Source organism: Kribbella sp. NPDC003505 (genome assembly GCF_040610875.1).
Taxonomy (GTDB): Bacteria; Actinomycetota; Actinomycetes; order Propionibacteriales; family Kribbellaceae; genus Kribbella.
Genome location: NZ_JBEXNA010000003.1, coordinates 418,756 through 433,968, shown reverse-complemented (window position 1 = coordinate 433,968; position 15,213 = coordinate 418,756). Strand labels below are relative to the sequence as shown.

The 15,213-nt window shown below is 71.2% G+C and carries 15 protein-coding genes and 1 pseudogene; 6 read left to right on the top strand and 10 right to left on the bottom strand.

All coding sequences use genetic code 11. The features are described from left to right. Positions 1 to 7 precede the first annotated feature (7 nt). Together ABZX12_RS11140 and ABZX12_RS11135 are read right to left on the bottom strand one after the other, a co-directional pair. Complete coding sequence (locus ABZX12_RS11140) at positions 8 to 778, bottom strand: citryl-CoA lyase (RefSeq protein ID WP_355692035.1); 771 nt, start codon at positions 776 to 778, stop codon at positions 8 to 10. Continuing rightward, positions 775 to 1,902, bottom strand: a complete 1,128-nt coding sequence (locus ABZX12_RS11135; RefSeq protein WP_355692033.1) for a CoA transferase — start codon at positions 1,900 to 1,902, stop codon at positions 775 to 777. The genes ABZX12_RS11140 and ABZX12_RS11135 overlap by 4 nt, the downstream gene beginning before the upstream one ends. A 164-nt stretch (positions 1,903 to 2,066) precedes the next feature. Here ABZX12_RS11135 and ABZX12_RS11130 point away from each other — a divergent pair, with 164 nt between their 5' ends. From ABZX12_RS11130 to ABZX12_RS11120, 3 genes are read left to right on the top strand one after another with little or no spacing between them, the layout of a single operon-like run. Further along, entirely contained in the window at positions 2,067 to 3,515 is a 1,449-nt protein-coding gene (locus ABZX12_RS11130) for an amidohydrolase family protein (protein WP_355692031.1), read from the top strand. A gap of 21 nt (positions 3,516 to 3,536) precedes the next feature. Continuing rightward, entirely contained in the window at positions 3,537 to 4,358 is an 822-nt protein-coding gene (locus ABZX12_RS11125; protein WP_355692029.1) for an IclR family transcriptional regulator C-terminal domain-containing protein, read from the top strand. A gap of 8 nt (positions 4,359 to 4,366) precedes the next feature. Beyond that, positions 4,367 to 4,798, top strand: coding sequence for a VOC family protein (locus ABZX12_RS11120; protein WP_355692027.1), 432 nt, complete (start codon positions 4,367 to 4,369; stop codon positions 4,796 to 4,798). A 13-nt stretch (positions 4,799 to 4,811) separates the two neighbouring features. On the opposite strand, the gene ABZX12_RS11115 is transcribed toward ABZX12_RS11120, so the two are convergent. The 3 genes from ABZX12_RS11115 to ABZX12_RS11105 all read right to left on the bottom strand — a co-directional run bounded on the left by ABZX12_RS11115 (position 4,812) and on the right by ABZX12_RS11105 (position 8,542). Further along, on the bottom strand, positions 4,812 to 5,264 hold the full coding sequence (locus tag ABZX12_RS11115; RefSeq protein ID WP_355692026.1) for a hypothetical protein: 453 nt from the start codon (positions 5,262 to 5,264) through the stop codon (positions 4,812 to 4,814). 17 nt (positions 5,265 to 5,281) lie between these two features. Beyond that, complete coding sequence (locus ABZX12_RS11110) at positions 5,282 to 5,863, bottom strand: sigma-70 family RNA polymerase sigma factor (RefSeq protein WP_355692024.1); 582 nt, start codon at positions 5,861 to 5,863, stop codon at positions 5,282 to 5,284. 66 nt (positions 5,864 to 5,929) lie between these two features. Continuing rightward, a complete protein-coding gene (locus ABZX12_RS11105; protein WP_355692022.1) occupies positions 5,930 to 8,542 on the bottom strand; it encodes a CHAT domain-containing tetratricopeptide repeat protein in 2,613 nt (870 codons plus the stop codon). Positions 8,543 to 8,587: 45 nt separating this feature from the next. Here ABZX12_RS11105 and ABZX12_RS11100 point away from each other — a divergent pair, with 45 nt between their 5' ends. Beyond that, positions 8,588 to 9,862, top strand: coding sequence for a S8 family serine peptidase (locus ABZX12_RS11100; RefSeq protein ID WP_355692020.1), 1,275 nt, complete (start codon positions 8,588 to 8,590; stop codon positions 9,860 to 9,862). A gap of 187 nt (positions 9,863 to 10,049) precedes the next feature. On the opposite strand, the gene ABZX12_RS11095 is transcribed toward ABZX12_RS11100, so the two are convergent. Continuing rightward, positions 10,050 to 10,361: a hypothetical protein gene (locus tag ABZX12_RS11095; RefSeq protein WP_355692019.1), complete on the bottom strand. Its 312-nt coding sequence runs from the start codon at positions 10,359 to 10,361 to the stop codon at positions 10,050 to 10,052. 244 nt (positions 10,362 to 10,605) lie between these two features. Between ABZX12_RS11095 and ABZX12_RS11090 the strand changes: the two genes are divergently transcribed. After that, the gene (locus ABZX12_RS11090; protein ID WP_355692017.1) at positions 10,606 to 12,048 is read left to right on the top strand and encodes an alkaline phosphatase PhoX; all 1,443 of its coding nucleotides are present in this window, start codon (positions 10,606 to 10,608) and stop codon (positions 12,046 to 12,048) included. Here the strand turns inward: ABZX12_RS11090 and ABZX12_RS11085 are convergent. Then, a complete protein-coding gene (locus ABZX12_RS11085; protein ID WP_355692015.1) occupies positions 12,017 to 13,108 on the bottom strand; it encodes a serine hydrolase domain-containing protein in 1,092 nt (363 codons plus the stop codon). The two genes, ABZX12_RS11090 and ABZX12_RS11085, sit on opposite strands and share 32 nt — an antisense overlap. Positions 13,109 to 13,178: 70 nt before the next feature. On the opposite strand from ABZX12_RS11085, the gene ABZX12_RS11080 reads away from it, so the two are divergent. Continuing rightward, positions 13,179 to 13,757: a TetR/AcrR family transcriptional regulator gene (locus tag ABZX12_RS11080; RefSeq protein ID WP_355692013.1), complete on the top strand. Its 579-nt coding sequence runs from the start codon at positions 13,179 to 13,181 to the stop codon at positions 13,755 to 13,757. Here the strand turns inward: ABZX12_RS11080 and ABZX12_RS11075 are convergent. The 3 genes and pseudogenes from ABZX12_RS11075 to ABZX12_RS11065 all read right to left on the bottom strand — a co-directional run bounded on the left by ABZX12_RS11075 (position 13,723) and on the right by ABZX12_RS11065 (position 15,202). Then, entirely contained in the window at positions 13,723 to 14,364 is a 642-nt protein-coding gene (locus tag ABZX12_RS11075; protein WP_355692012.1) for an MFS transporter, read from the bottom strand. The two genes, ABZX12_RS11080 and ABZX12_RS11075, sit on opposite strands and share 35 nt — an antisense overlap. Before the next feature lie 121 nt (positions 14,365 to 14,485). After that, positions 14,486 to 14,827: pseudogene (locus ABZX12_RS11070) on the bottom strand (MFS transporter); the annotation flags it as partial. Positions 14,828 to 14,854: 27 nt separating this feature from the next. Continuing rightward, positions 14,855 to 15,202 (bottom strand): metalloregulator ArsR/SmtB family transcription factor, encoded by a 348-nt coding sequence (locus tag ABZX12_RS11065; protein ID WP_355692010.1) that lies wholly within the window; start codon positions 15,200 to 15,202, stop codon positions 14,855 to 14,857. Positions 15,203 to 15,213: the final 11 nt, after the last annotated feature.

The window sequence follows — 15,213 nt, the reverse complement described above, 5'->3', positions numbered from 1 at the left end:
TGCTCCTTCAGGGTTCGACGTACACGGCGTTGCGATCGACGGTCAGGTAGGCGTCCATGCCGATGGGCCTGCGTCGCTCCTCGGCCAACTGGCCGAGGAGTCCGGCGGCTCTGGCCAGCAGGGCGAAGCCGCGCAGCATCTCCACCGGTAGGCCGAGGTCGGCGAGCGCGGCGCCGCACACTCCGGCTCCGTTCAGCGGCAGCTTGCGTCCCAGCACCTGCTCGTGCACCCGCCCGATCGCCTGGAAGAGCTTGAGATGCGGGCCTTCCAGGCCTTCCTCGCGGGCGATGCCGATCAGCACAGGCGTCCGAGGGTCCTCCACCTTGTGCACCGGGTGCCCGAGCCCGGGGATGTAGGTCCCACGGGCCTTGGACTGCCGAACCAGTTCCAACGCAAGCGCATCCCAGCCGGCCTCGTCCTGCGGGGCGGCGGCGGTGTCCAGGGTCTGGTGCAGGAAGGCGGCGCAGTCTTCGGTGACGCCGAGGAAGCGGGATCCCCCGCCCAGCAGACCTGCTGCCAGGGCGCCCTGCAGCGAGTCCGGGGCCGACAGGTACGTCAGCCGGGCGGCTATGGCAGTGGGAGTGAAGCCGTGGTCGGCGAGGGCGACGAGAACTGACTCGAACACCCGGGTCTCGGACGGCGTCGGCCGACGGAGCGCGACCAGCCAGAAGGCGAGCTCGCCGAAGCCGACCTTGCCCATCAAGTCGTTGGTCAGGTCCTGGCCGAGCAGGCGGATCTCGTCCGCCGTCGACGTCCCCAGAGAAGTCGGAAAAGTCATGCGGACAGCCACTTCCTCAGCTCGGCGCCGTGTTCGTCCAGGTCGGGCGGAGGCAGCCGGTACGACGCCGCGCTGCCGGAGAACGTGATCGGGTTGCGCACCGTCGGGATGTCCCCGACCGTCACCACCGGGTCCAGCCCGATGTCCTCGGCGAACTCGACCCCGGCGTCCACGGTGTTGATCGGCCCGCACGGCACCCCGGCCGCGATGATGTCGCGGAACCAGTCGAGCTTGGTCCGGGTCATCAACCGCTCGACGAGCAACGGCCGCAGTTCCTCGCGACGGGCCGTCCGCTTCTCGTTCCGGTCGAACCGCGGGTCGTCGGCCAGCTCCGGTACGCCGAGCACCTCGACCAGCTTGCGGAACTGCCCGTTGTTCCCGGCCGTGATGATCAGTTCCCCGTCGGCGCACGGCAGCGGCTCGTACGGGAACAGGCTCGGGTGGCTGTTCCCCATCCGCAGCGGTACGACGCCGCCCGCGACGTACGCGCTCGACTGGTTGACCAGCCCGGACAGCGCCGACGACAGCAGGTTCACCTCGACGTGCTGCCCGCGGCCGGTCTCGTGCCGCAGGTTGAGCGCCGACAGCACCCCGATCGTCGCATGCAGCCCGGCCATCACGTCGAACACCGAGATCCCGGCCCGGTACGGCTCGCCGTCCGGATCACCGGTCAGGCTCATCAGCCCGGAGATCGCCTGCACGATCAGGTCGTACCCCGGCAGCGAAGCGCCGCCCGGCCCGGACCCGAACCCGCTGATCGACGCGTACACCAGCCTCGGGTTGCCGGCGGCAACGGTTTCGTAGTCGAGCCCGAACCGGGCCAGCCCGCCCGGCCGGAAGTTCTCCACCAGCACGTCCGCGCGCCGCGCCAGCTCCTGCGCGGCGGCAAGGTCCGACGGATCCTTCAGGTCGAGCGCGATCGACCGCTTGTTCCGGTTCACCGCGAGGTAGTACGTCGAGACGCCGTCGCGCACCGGCGGCTGCCAGGACCGGGTGTCGTCACCGCCGGGCGACTCGACCTTCACCACGTCGGCCCCCAGGTCGGCCAGCAGCATGGTCGCGTACGGACCGGCCAGGATCCGGGAGAAGTCGGCCACCAGCAACCCGGAGAGCGGACCCTTCACCTGACCTCCCGGATCTACGGACACCTGTCCGCATAAGTCTCGATCTCCTCGCAGCACCTGTCAACAGACTCTTGACACCATCGAACCGCGCTCAGAGAGTGGAGGCTGACCGCCCCGTTGACCGTCATGCGGACGTATGTCCGGGCAAGCTCTTGGAGGCAGCGATGACCACAGTGCTGTTGCGGGGCGGGACCGTGCTGACGATGGACGACCACCACACGGTGGTCCCGGACGGCGACGTACTGATCGATGGCGACAAGATCGCGGCGGTCGGGCAGCAGGGGCAACGACTCGACGTCCCCGAGGGCGCCCAGGTCGTCGACGCGTCCGGCGGCATCGTGATGCCGGGGATGATCGACACCCACCGGCACATGTGGCAGACCGCGATGCGCGCGTACGGCGCCGACTGGACACTCACGCAGTACTTCGTCTGGTACTACCTCGAGCACGGCAAGACGTTCCGGCCGGAGGACATCCACGCGGGCAACCTGACCTCGGCGTGGGAGTCGCTGGAAGCCGGCATCACCACCACCGTCGACTGGTCGCACGGGCTGCAGAGCGTCGACCACGCCGAGGCCGCGGTCGACGCGCTGACGGCCGTGCCCGGCCGGTTCGTCCTTGCCTACGGCAACATCCAGGCCGGGCCCTGGGAGTGGACGGCCGATCCGTCCGTGCGGGCGTTCCTCGAGCGGCTGCGCGGCGACGGCCGGCTCGGTCTGCAGCTCGCGTTCGACGTGACCGGCGATCCGGCGTTCCCGGAGCGGGCCGCGTTCGAGGTCGCCCGCGAGCTCGGGCTCGGCGTCACCACGCACGCCGGCGTCTGGGGTGCGACCAACGACAACGGCATCAAGCTGATGCACGAGAACGGCTTCATGACGCCGCAGAACATCTACGTCCACGCGGCGACCCTGACCACGGACTCGTACCAGCGGATCGCCGCGACCGGCGGTTCGATCTCGGTGTCGACCGAGTCCGAGCAGAGCGCCGGCCAGGGCTACCCGCCGACCTGGCAGGTCCGCCGGCACGACATTCCGGTGTCGTTGTCGCAGGACACCAGCGTGTGGTGGAGCGGCGACCTGTTCAGCGCGATGCGGACCACGCTCGGCGCCGACCGGGCCCGCGAACACCTGGAGGCGCACATGAAGGGCGCCACCGTGACGCACAGCCATCTGCGCGCCGAGCACGTCGTCGACTGGGCGACCCGCGGCGGCGCCCGCGCGCTCGGCCGTGACGACCTGGGCAGCCTCGAACCAGGCAAGACGGCGGACGTGATCCTGATCAAGAACGACGCGTCGCCGGTGTCGTTCCCGCTGATCAACCCGTACGGCCAGGTGGCGTTCCAGGCGCAGCGCGGCGACGTCCACACGGTCATCGTCGACGGCCGCGTGGTCAAGCACGAACACCAGCTGGTCGGCTGCGACCTGCCCGCCGTACGACGGGAGGTCGAGGCGACCGTCGACTACCTGCGATCGACGCTCGGCGAGGAGGCGTGGAAGAGCGGGATGAACCCGGAGCTGCCGAAGGGCGAGGTGCTGGACAACCCGTACCAGTACACCGACTACAAGTCCGACTCCACCCGCGAGGCCCGTGGCACCATCTTCGGTGAGTCGTAAGTCGAGCGGGAGGATCACCAGATGGCAGGGCGCGGCGCGGGTCCGGATTTCGTCGAGGCACTGGCGCGCGGGCTGGACGTGCTCGCGTGCTTCGACGCCGACCACCGCACGATGTCGCTCACCGAGGTCGCGACCGCGGCCGGTCTGGCCCGGCCGACCGCGCGCCGGCTGCTGCTGACACTGGAGGAGCTCGGCTTCGTCCGCACCGTCGGCGGGTCCTTCCAGCTCACCCCGAAGGTGCTCACGCTGGGGATGGCGTACGTCGGTTCGCTCGGCCTCTGGGACATCGCGAAACCGCATCTCGAGGCGCTCGTCGCGCGCACCGGCGAGTCGTCGTCGATGGCGCAGCTCGACGGCTCGGACATCGTGTACGTCGCGCGCGTGTCGGTGCCGAAGCTGATCGCGCTCCGCGTCGACATCGGCACCCGGTTCCCCGCGGCGCAGACGTCACAGGGCAAGGTGCTGTTGTCGGCGCTGTCCCCCGACGACCTGGCCGGCGTGCTCGCGCAACCGAGCCGCGCCGGGCTCCCGCCGTACATCGGCCGCACCGCGGACCAGCTGCGCGACGAACTCACCGAGATCCGGGCGCGCGGGTGGGCACTCGCGGACGAGGAGCTCGCGCCCGGCGTCCGCTCGGTCGCGGCGCCGGTGCGCGACGGCACCGGCACCGTGCGGGCCGCGATGAACGTGACCGTGCACGCGGCCGAGACCTCGGTCGACAAGCTGCTGCACGACCACCTGCCGCTGCTGCTCCGGACGGCCGGCGACGTCAGTGCGGAGTGGGCGCTGTGGCAGTCCAGGCCACACGTCGAGATCGAGCAGCGCGACGAAACGACTGCTTGAATGGAGGCATGACTGTTCTCGACTCGCCCATCCCCCGGTTCCATCTCGCGATGCCGGTCGACGACCTGGACGCGGCCCGGCACTTCTACGGCGAGGTCCTCGGCCTCGAACAGGGCCGCAGCTCGCAGACCTGGATCGACTGGAACCTGCGCGGCCACCAGTTCGTCACGCACGTCGCACCCGAGCGGGCGCAGCGGATCCACAACCCGGTCGACGGCCACGACGTACCGGTGCCGCACTTCGGCCTGATCCTGACCGTCGCGGAGTTCCAGAGCTTCGCCGAGCGGCTGCGGGCGGCCGGCACCACCTTCGTCATCGAGCCGTACGTCCGGTTCCAGGGACAGACCGGCGAACAGTGGACGATGTTCTTCCTCGACCCGGCCGGTAACGCGCTGGAGTTCAAGGCCTTCGCCGACGACTCCCAGGTCTTCGCCGCCTGAGCCGGATGTCCGGCTAGGGCGTGATCCAGCCGGTCAGGATGGTCGTGCCGGAGCCGGTCTGGCAGACCAGGCGGTACGGTACGGTCGGCGGCGGGCCGAGGACGAAGAAGCCGAGTTCGTCGATGTCCGCGGTGGCCAGTTCGCCGCCGTCGCCGCGGGCCGTGACCGTGCCGACGGCGGGCGGGTCGAGCTGTCCGAGGACCGCGTCCGGCGTCAACTCGAGCTCGACCGTCCAGCCGTCCGAGGCGAACGTGAGCGACCGCAGGATCGCACTCTCCGACCGGATCGCCACCGGTTCCAGCGCGGAGTCGTAGGTGAGCGCCGCCAGCTCGGCGTCGATGCTCCGCCACGCGAACGCAGCCTTGCCGGCCTCGACGAAAGCCGACGGTACGTCGTCGGCGGAGGCCAAGGCCTCGCGCAAGGCCGCGATCAACTTCTCGTCGTCGTGCCATTCGGGATCCATCACGGGTCTCACCTCCTCGTTCATTCGTCGTTCGGTCCGGGGCCGTCGGCCGCCAGCAGGGCGAGCGCCGGGGTCTGCCGCAGCCGGGTCAGGCAGCGCGCCCGGTTCGGTCCGATGCTGCCGACCGGCAAGCTCAGTCGCCGGCTGATCTCGTCGTACGGCGCCGGCGGGTCCTGCATCAGCAACGACAGCAACTGCTGGCACTTGCGCGACAGCTCGCTGAACGCGGTGCGCAGGATCGCGCCGCGTTCGTGCCGCAGCACCTCTTCCTCGGCGATCGCCTGCTCAGGGATGTCGGGCGACTGCACCAGGTCGACCGGCTCGACCCGGCTGGTCGCACGGATCAGCCGGAAGCACTCGCGTTGCGTCGTGGTCGCGATCCAGCCCGGCAGCGCGGCCGGCTCGCGCAGACCGGGCAGGTGCTCGACCAGCCGCAGCCACACGCTCTGCCCGACGTCGTCGATGTCCGGCTGGGTCAGGCGATACCGCCTGCACACCGAATAAACGAGCGGCGCGTATCTCTCCACCAGCTCGTCCCAAGCGCTCTTCTCGCCGTCCCTGGCCCGGATGACCAGGTCGACGACTGTCGGATCGTCCCGCATGCCGTCCCCCTTTCCTCCGGACCGCCCTCTCATTGATACAGAGCGGTTCGGACCACTGCTGATACATCACGCGCCCAGTGCAACGAAGGACCGGCCGGCGGCGTCGGCGACCGGGTCGTTCGCCGTCCCTTGACGCGCCGCGGCGAACGCGGCCGCCAGTGACCGGCCGGCCCGCAGGTTGTCGTGCAGCGCGAGCATCAAGGGTGCGGTCGCCGGGTCGTTCACCGGTACGACGCTCGCCAGGATGCCGGCCGCGCCGAGCGGGATCAGGCTGCTGCTCAGTCCGAGCAACTCGTCCGCGCCGACCGGCTTCGCGAGGCCGGAGTCGCAGCTCGACAGCACCATCCGGTACGGCGCCCGGCGCAGCCGCTCGAAGTCGTACACCGTCAACGGCCCGTCGTCGAGCCGCAGCGACGAGAACAGCGGGCTGTCCGAGCGGAAGGTGCCGTGCGCCGCGATGTGCGCGATCCACGCGCCGTCGAGCTCGCGCAGTACGTTCTCCGCGGACGCGTCGCCGTCGGCCAGCACGGTCGCGTCCGGATACTCCTTGGCCAGCCGCAGCACCTCGGCACGACCCGCGGACAGCCCGGGACCGAGGACCAGCACGACCCGCCGGTTCGACGGCGGCCGCAACCTCTGCGCGCGCAACCAGGTCGCCGCCGACGGCACCACGTTCACGGCCCGATCGGCCAACCCCGGAACCAGTCCCCAGGGCAACGCATGCAACCGCCCAGGCGGAACCAGCACCACGTCCCGATCCCTCAGCAACTCCTGCGCCGGGCCGAGAATCGCGTCCCCGAGCCGAGCCCCCAGCACCTCGAGCGAAGGCCCAGCAGGCCGCGCCGGGCCCTGGGTGCTGCCGGGGCGGGAGCGGCCGTGGGCCAGCCGCCGCAGACGGAATCGGGAGCGCTCGACCTCGAGCGCAGCCGCCGCGAGCGGGCCGACCTCGTGTCTGGTGATACGCCCGTCCCGCACCACCACCGCGTGCAGCAGGCCGTCCACCTCGACCAGCTCCACCAGCACGGTCTCGCCCAACGCCGCCGCCAACTCGTCGACGTCGAATCGCCGGGCGCCCGCCCCGCCGCCGCCCGCGGCCCGCAACGTCCGATCGCGAACCGCCTTCTCCAGACGCCGGCGTTCCCTGTCCAGCGCGGGATCCGGTGACGCGTCCAACCGCCGTACGACGTCGCGCAACGCGGCCAGCTCACCGACCAACTGCTCGTCGTCGGGCGGCCGCACCGGCGGTACGCCGAGCGCCGTCGCGCGCCACCGCTCACCCCAGCTCAGCAACCGCCGCGGATCGTCGCGCCGCAGTGCGTCCCGCAGCGCCAACTCCGCCAGCTCCGCACCCTGTCCGGTCGCCAACGCCCGCAGCTCGGTCGCACCCATCGCCAGCCGGTGCTCGTCCAACGCGTCCAGACCACGGGCGCACGCCGACAACATGCCGCGCACCTCGCCCCGGGCCTCGGCGCGCAACGCCTTCCCCAACCAGGCAGCGCTCCGGGCGATCGGCGGCGCGTCCTTGCTGTGCCGTCCGGCCAGCTCCAGTTGCCGATCCGCCGCCCGCGCACGGCCCGCGGCCAACGCCAACCGGCCCGCGAGCAGATGCGCGGCCGACGCCTCGGACGCACCCAACGCATCCAGCCGGGCCGCCACCGCACTCACCCGGCGCAGGAGCGGCTCGCCGCGCTCGCCCGACTGGTACCGCGCCTCGAGCAGCACCATCGACGACCGCACCGACCACCACTCCCGCCGCTGCGCCGAGAACAACCGCCGGGCCTGCTCTGCCCGCTCCCGCGCCGCCGCCGGATCGCCGGCCGCCAGCGCCGCGGTCGCGGCCGCGAACCACAGCTCGCCGCGTTTGGTCGCCGTACCGCCCTCGGCCGCGATCGCCTGGTCCATCTCGGCCAGGGCCTCCGCGCTGAGACCGGCGGCCAGCAGCACGCCGCAGCGATCGATCGCGAGGTCCGGCCAGACGACACCGACCGCCGCGAAGCGCCGGCCTGCCTCGTCCAGATACCGCAGCGCCGCCGGCAGATCGCCTCGCGAATACGCGACCAGTCCCCGGTTCTGCCGGGCTTCGGCGTACTCGAACTCCTGACCCGTCGCGGCGTACAGCTTCTCCGCGACCGCGAAATCCGCGTCCGCCCGTTTCGTCCCGCCGAGGGCGAGTTGGATGAATCCGCGATAGTTGCGCGACCGCGCCTCCCAGACCTGGTCGCCCGACCGCCGCAGCCGCGTGATCGCCGCGCGCAGATCCTCGAGCGCCTCGCGGTGCCGCCCAAGCACCAGCAGTACGTCGGCGCGCCGCAGCAGCACCCGGCCGGTCAGGGCGCCGCGGCTGAGGTCGACCGCGCGATCGAGCCGCGCCAAACCCTCCCGGCTGCGCCCGGCCCGGCCGAGCGTTGCGCCCAGCGTGGCAAGGACATCCGCCTCTCGCTCCGACCGCCCGGACTGCTCCGCCAGCCGCAGCGCGGTGCGCAACTCCCGGACCGCTCGCGGCACGTCGCCGAGCTGCCGCAGACCGATCCCCCAGGCCTGATGCGCGATCGACGCCTCGACCTGCGGCGGACCGCCGGCCAGCAGCGTCCGCGCGGACGCGATCGCGTCGTGCGGGCGCGACAACGCGAGCGGCAGCAGATTTTCTGCTGCCTCAGCACTCCCCCCTGCCGATGGCACTCTGTAATCATATCGACCATTCATGCAGCTGGGGGAAGGAACGAAATGGCGGATCAAGCGAGTGAGAGAAAATACGTCTCTCAGATCGAGCTGATTCTGGAGGCATTCGGGCGCGAGGTCGCGGTCCATCCCGAGGACTGGGAGAAACGGCCGGAGGGGGCCGACTACCTCTACCGGACCGGGGTGGTCCTGGTCCGCGACGAGGACCTTCAGCGGGTGGTCGAACTGTTCCGGGGCGGCCGGCCCGACGAAGGCGGGATCGGCGGCGTCACGCGGCTGCTGCTCCCGGAGGAGGTGCCGCCGGACGCGCCCGAGGACCGATCGCCGACGCAGCGGTTCCTGAAGTACGCCGACCTGCGGCTCGGCCGCGGCGTGGTGACACCGGAGCACCTGTTCTACGTGACGCCGAGCGTCAGCCCGTGCCCGGCGACCGAGCCGGAGGAGGTGCCGCCCGGAATCCCGCCGGACCCGGTGCTGCCCACCCCCTTCCTGGCCGCGGGCGCCGCGGACGGCCGCGGCGTCAAGGTCGTCGTCCTCGACGTCGGCTGGTCCGACGCGCCGGCGGCGTACTGGCTGGCCGGCGTGACCGGCGATCCGGAGAACGCGTTCGACGGCTCTGGGCGGATCCGGCCGTACGCCGGGCACGGGACCTTCATCGCCGGCGTCCTGCGGGCGATCGCTCGGAACGTCGAGGTCGTGGTGAAGAGCTACTTCACCAGCGCGGGGGCGATGTGGGAGTTCGACCTCGCGCAGGCGCTGGACGAGGTGCTCGACCTGGCGCCGGACATCATCAGCCTGTCGGCCGGCACCCGGACCCGGTTCGACCTGCCGGCGCTCGGCCTGGACGTGTTCGTCCGGACCCGGCTGGATCGCGTCAACGGCCTCACGCTGGTCGCCGCGGCGGGCAACGAGTCGTCCAGGGACTACTTCTGGCCGGCCGCGTTCCCGGAGGTCGTCGGCGTCGGCGCGCTTGCCGAGAACGGGCGGGACCGGGCGTCGTTCAGCAACTTCGGCGGCTGGGTCGACGTCTACGCACCGGGCGAGCACCTGGTGAACGCGTTCCTCACCGGCGACTACGAGTGCACCGAACCGCCGAACACCGGCCAGCTGCGCTCGTTCCAGGGCATGGCACGCTGGAGCGGTACGTCGTTCGCGACGCCGCTCGTGGCCGGCCTGATCGCCGGCCGGATGTCGGTCACCGGTGAGAGCGCGAAGCAGGCGTCCGACGCGCTGCTGGCGTTCGCGCTGACCCAGCCCGAGCCGGGCGTCGGGCCCGTCCTGCACGCCGGGGACGCGCTCACGTCCCTCGGCACGCCCTGACCGGCAGCCCGTTCACACGCCGACGCGGTGCGGACCTCCGGCCTGACCCACCGAACCACCGCACCGCGTCAGCATCCCCCTCTGCACCCTCGTCCCGTCCTCCCCCTGCGACGGCCCGAGGGCTTGCCCCCACTTCTGCGGAGTCACCCTCGGTGCGAGTTGATACACCGCTCAACCAGGAAAGTTTTCAACGAGCCGGCGGCTGCGGCTGCTCACAAAGGAACGGCGCCCGGTGGCCGCCCGAGTGGTAGTGGTACTGCTTCCCGCCGGCCTCCAGCACAGTCCGGTTCCCGGGCACCAAGGCCTGGGTGTAGTGCATCCCCGGCTCCGGGCAGCCCAGGCTGCCGTCCGGCCAGGTCACGTCCTCGGAGCTGACCACGGTGACGGCGGCGGCGTCGACACCGAGCTTCTGCACGAGGTCGGCCTTCGCCTGGTCGACCACCCCGCCGCCCGGGCTCGCGGGTCCGGAACTGCTGCTACTGCTGCTGCTCGGCGTCATCGACGGTCGTCCTCCTGTCGGGGCTTCATTGCCACATGCAACCAGAAGCACGGCCACGGCCGCCATGCCCGTGATCCTGCCCGCCACACTCGTCACGCTGCGCATCACCATCACCTCCCACAGTAGACGTCCGGCCGGCACCATTCGTTGCAGACGATTTGTTCAAGTTCTGTTTGCCAGGTGTCAGTCCACGGCGTGAAGGATCTCGACTGATCGGGAACCGCCTTTCCAAGGAGTCAAACCCATGTCAGTCGATCGTCGTTCCGTCCTCCGGGGCGCCGCCGCCGGTGCCGCCGGGGTCGGGTTCACCACCGTCGGCGCCGTGCCGACGCTCGCGGAGGCCGCGCCGGCTTCGCACGGCGACCGTTCGCCGTTCCCTCGGCACAAGCCGTTCCCGCCGCTGCTGGACGACCCGAAGGGCATCCTGGCGCTGCCGCCCGGGTTCAAGTACAAGATCGTCACCTATGCCGGCCAGACGAAGCTGACCACCGGCCAGCCGACACCGGACCACCACGACGGCACCGCGGTCTTCAGCACCGGGAACAAGTACCAGCTGATCCAGAACCACGAGATCAGCTCGGACGGTCCGCTCGGCGTCCCGCCGATCGAGGGCACCGTGTACGACGCCGGCGTCGGCGCGGCCGGTGGCTGCACCGTCATCACCGTGGGCAAGGACGGCACGAACCTCGGTGAGTGGGTCGGCATCTCCGGCACCCTGACCAACTGCGCCGGCGGCCCGACGCCGTGGGGCACCTGGATGACGTGCGAGGAGACCGAGAACAAGGCCAACGGCACCACCCGGCTGAAGGATCACGGCTACGTCTTCGAGGTCTGGGGCGACGGCAAGACCGCGCACCCGGTGCCGCTGAAGGCCCTCGGCCGGTACGCCCACGAGGCGCTCGCGATCGACGCGGATCGGACCCACATCTACCTGTCCGAGGACGCCTCCGGCCCGAACGGCACCTTCTACCGCTGGTCCGCGCCGCGCGGCTACAAGCTCGGCCCGAACAGCTGGACGGACCTGCAGAACAAGGACTTCGGCACCCTGGAGGCGCTGGCCATCCTCGGTGACGACGGCAAGCCGATCCCGGACGTCGCGTACCTGACCTCGGCGCAGCTGCTGCGCCCGTTCCGGGTCGCCTGGGTGCCGGTGCCGGACCGCGACGGCGCGACGACCTCGGTGCGCAAGCAGTTCACCGACGGCCAGATCACCCGCGGCAAGAAGTTCGAGGGCGTCTTCGGCACCGAGCAGGGCGTGTACGTCGTGAACTCCTACGCCGAGTCCGGCACCGCCGACCTGCCCGCCGACGCCGTCCCGCACGACGGCATGGTCTGGTTCTACAACTACGCCGAGCGGACCATCCAGCTGGTCACGTACTTCCCGGAGAACGCCGCCGCGAACAAGGGCGCCGAGGCGAAGTACGACGACTACAACTTCGACGGCCCGGACAACGTCACCGTCACGCCGTGGGGCTCGCTGGTGCTCGCCGAGGACGGCAACGCCAGCAGCCACGTGCTGAGCGCGACGCCGGGCGGCCCGACGTACGCCATCGCCCGGAACATGCTGAACGACTCCGAGTTCACCGGCCCGACCTTCTCCGCCGACGGCAAGGTGCTGTTCGTCAACATCCAGACCCCGGGCATCACCCTGGCCATCACCGGCCCGTGGCGCGACTACCTCGGCTGAGCGATGCGAGCAAGGTGAGCGGGCGGTCGTCGGGGCCGACGCGGACCTCGTTCATCAGGTAGGAGAAGGCGACCTCGCGGTGCGGCCAGGCGCCGTGCCGCGAGCCGCCGGCTCCCGCATGACCGAACGCGTCGGGCGCGTCGCCCATCCGCCCGTCGCCGGTCTGCAACTCGAAGCCGGCGCCGTACCTCATCGGGCTGCCCCAGTTGGGTTCGAGGCCGCGCCGGAGCTCGCGGCGTCCGAGTTCGACGGTCTGCGGGGTCAGGACGCGGGCGCCGTCGACGTCGCCGATCAGCGACGCGTAGAACCGGGCCATCCCGCGGGCCGTCGCGTAGCCGCCGACCGCGGCCAGTCCCGCGGTGCGGTACTCGGCGCTGTTCCAGATCTTCTCCGCGCCCGGGATCCACAGCGGATTCGGCCGGTTCAGCTCGGTCCACGGCCCGTCGACGAGGACTCCGTCCGGTGCCACCATCGTCGCGGCGCGCCGGTGCAGGTCCTCGGGCAGCCCGATCCACACCTCGAGGCCGAGCGGCCCCGCGAACTCGTCCGCGAAGAACCGGCCGACGGTCCGCCCGTCCACCCGGCGCACCAGCTCGTCCAGCAACCAGCCCCAGGTGACCGGGTGATAGACGAACCCGGCACGGGCGTCCGCTGCCGGGGCCTGAGCTGCCAGGTGCGCTGCCATCGCGTCGTGGTCGAGCAGATCGGCGTACCCGGCGTCCACCCACGGCAACCGTGCCTGGTGGGACAGCACGTCGGCGATCGTGATCGATTCCTTGCCCTGCGCACCGAATTCGGGCCAGTAGCGGCTGAGCGGGTCGTCCAGCCGGAGCCGTCCGCCCTGCACCAGCAGCAGAATGCACGCGGTCGTGAGCCCTTTGGTCCCGGAGAACATCAAGTGGATCGTGTCGCGATCCCAGGCCCTGCCCGTGCCGGGATCAGCCGTCCCGCCCCAGAGGTCCACCACCAGTTCGCCCCGGTGGTACGCCGCGAACGCCGCACCCACCTCGCCGCGCTCGGTGAAGTTGCGCGCGAACGCCTCAGCTACGTGTGCCCACATGACGAACGATAGTACCGATCGTTCTTATCTTGGTCCAGCTCGGTAGGGTGGCTGCGGAGGTGGTGGCACGATGCCGGTGAAGGCTGGGGAGCGGCTTGATCCCGAGGCGACCCGCGCGCGGATCCTGAAGGCGGCCGCGGAGGTGTTCGGCCGGCGCGGGATCCACGCGGCCGGGATGAACGAGATCGTCGAAGCGGCCGGCGCGTCCAAGCTGACGATCTACAAGAACTTCGGCTCCAAGGAAGGGCTGGTCGAGGCCGTCCTGACCGACCGCACGCAGCGGGTCCGCGCGTGGCACAACGAGGCGGTCGACGCGGCGCCGGCCGGTCGTGAGCAGATCCTGGCGGTGTTCGAGCTGATCGCGACCTGGTACGCCGAGGCCGGGTTCCGCGGGTGCGCGATGATGAACGCGGCGACGGAGGATCGCGGGCAGGACGGGGCGCCGCGACGACTCGCGCAGGATCATCTCAGGTTCTACCGGCAGCTGTTCGAACGTCTGCTGATCGGCGCGCGCAACCCCGAGGTGACCGCGCGGCAGCTGGTCGTCGTCCTGGAAGGTGCGACGCTGATCAGCGCTGTCGACCAGGACCCCGGACTTGGCGCCGAGGCGCGGGTCATCGTCGAGACCCTGCTGGACGCGGCATTCTGAGCAGTACGGCGACGCACGCGAGTCCCGCACCGGCGGCCAGAAGGAAGGCCGCGCGGAACCCGGCGCGCTCGGCGACGAGCCCGCCAACCGGGCCCGCGACCATCACCCCGAGATCCCAGAACGACGTCATCACCCCCATCGACACGCCGGGCCGCAGCCCCCGCACGCGATCCAATGTCATCGACACACACGCCGGATAGATCAACGCCAACCCGACCCCGGCCGCCGCGATGAACACCAGCGCGCCGACAGGTCCGCTCGCCGACGCGATCCCGGCCAGCGCCACGACTTCCACCGAGATCGTCGAGACGGCCACGACGCGCCCGCCGTACCGGTCGACGAGCGGACTGCCGGCGAATCGGACGACCAGGAACGCCGCCGCGAACACCGCCAGCGCGACGCCGTCGACCTCGATGTGATCGGCACGTAACCGCAGCACGAGCAGCGCAGCCACCGTCCCGTAGCAGTAGGCGGCCAGCCCGATCGTCACCCCCGGCAACGGAACGCCGGGCGGCACCAAACCCCGGAGCCGCACCAACGGCTCGCGCAGCCCTGGGTCCCGGCGAGTCGTCAGCACGAGCCCCGCGGACACGAGCGACAACCCCACGACCACCCACCAAACCGCACCACCCGCAGCAGATCCGAGGAGCGGACCGGCGGCCAGGCAGCCCGAACCAGCCCGCCAACCGGCCGCGCTGCGCCGGTCGCACACCCGACAGCACCCACGGCAACGCGGCCGAGAACAGCGCCGCCTCCCCCGCCCCCATCACCAGCCGCGCGACCAGCAGCACCCCCAGGCCGGGCGCCCACAGTTGCCCCAGGCCACCAATCGCCGCGAGCACTCCCCCGGCAAGAACGACCGGCCGCGACCACCCCGCATCAGCCAGCCCGCCCGCGAGCGGCCGCGCGCACGCCGTGGCGAGAAACGCGATCCCGATCGCGGTCCCACTGGCCAGCGCGCCGCCGCCGTACCTGTCCGGCACGTACGACGGCAACACCTGCAGCGCCGCGCCGAACGCGAGATACCCGCACAGCACCGCCACCCACAACCGCCGGACCGGAACCGTCATGGGCTAGATGGTACCGCTCGTTACTATCTAGGCGAACCCGCCGTCCGGGGCGATGTGGTCGAAGATCTGATCGACCAGCGCGACGACGTGCGGATCGTCGACGGTGTAGATGTGCCGCCGCCCCGCCCGGCGGACCGTGATCAGGCCGGCGATCCGGAGCTTACCGAGATGCTGGCTCGCGGTCGCGACGCTCACGCCGGCACGCTCCGCCAACGTGCCCACGTCGTACTCGCCGTTCGCCGCGAACCACACCAGATGCAGCCGCACCGGCGGCGACAGCAGCCCGAAGGTCCGAGCCGCGGCGGCCAGCTGCCGGCGGGTCGGGGCAATCCGCCCGGACCTGACCGCGGCCGCCGCGGGCTCGGAGCCGTTCATCTCACCTGGTC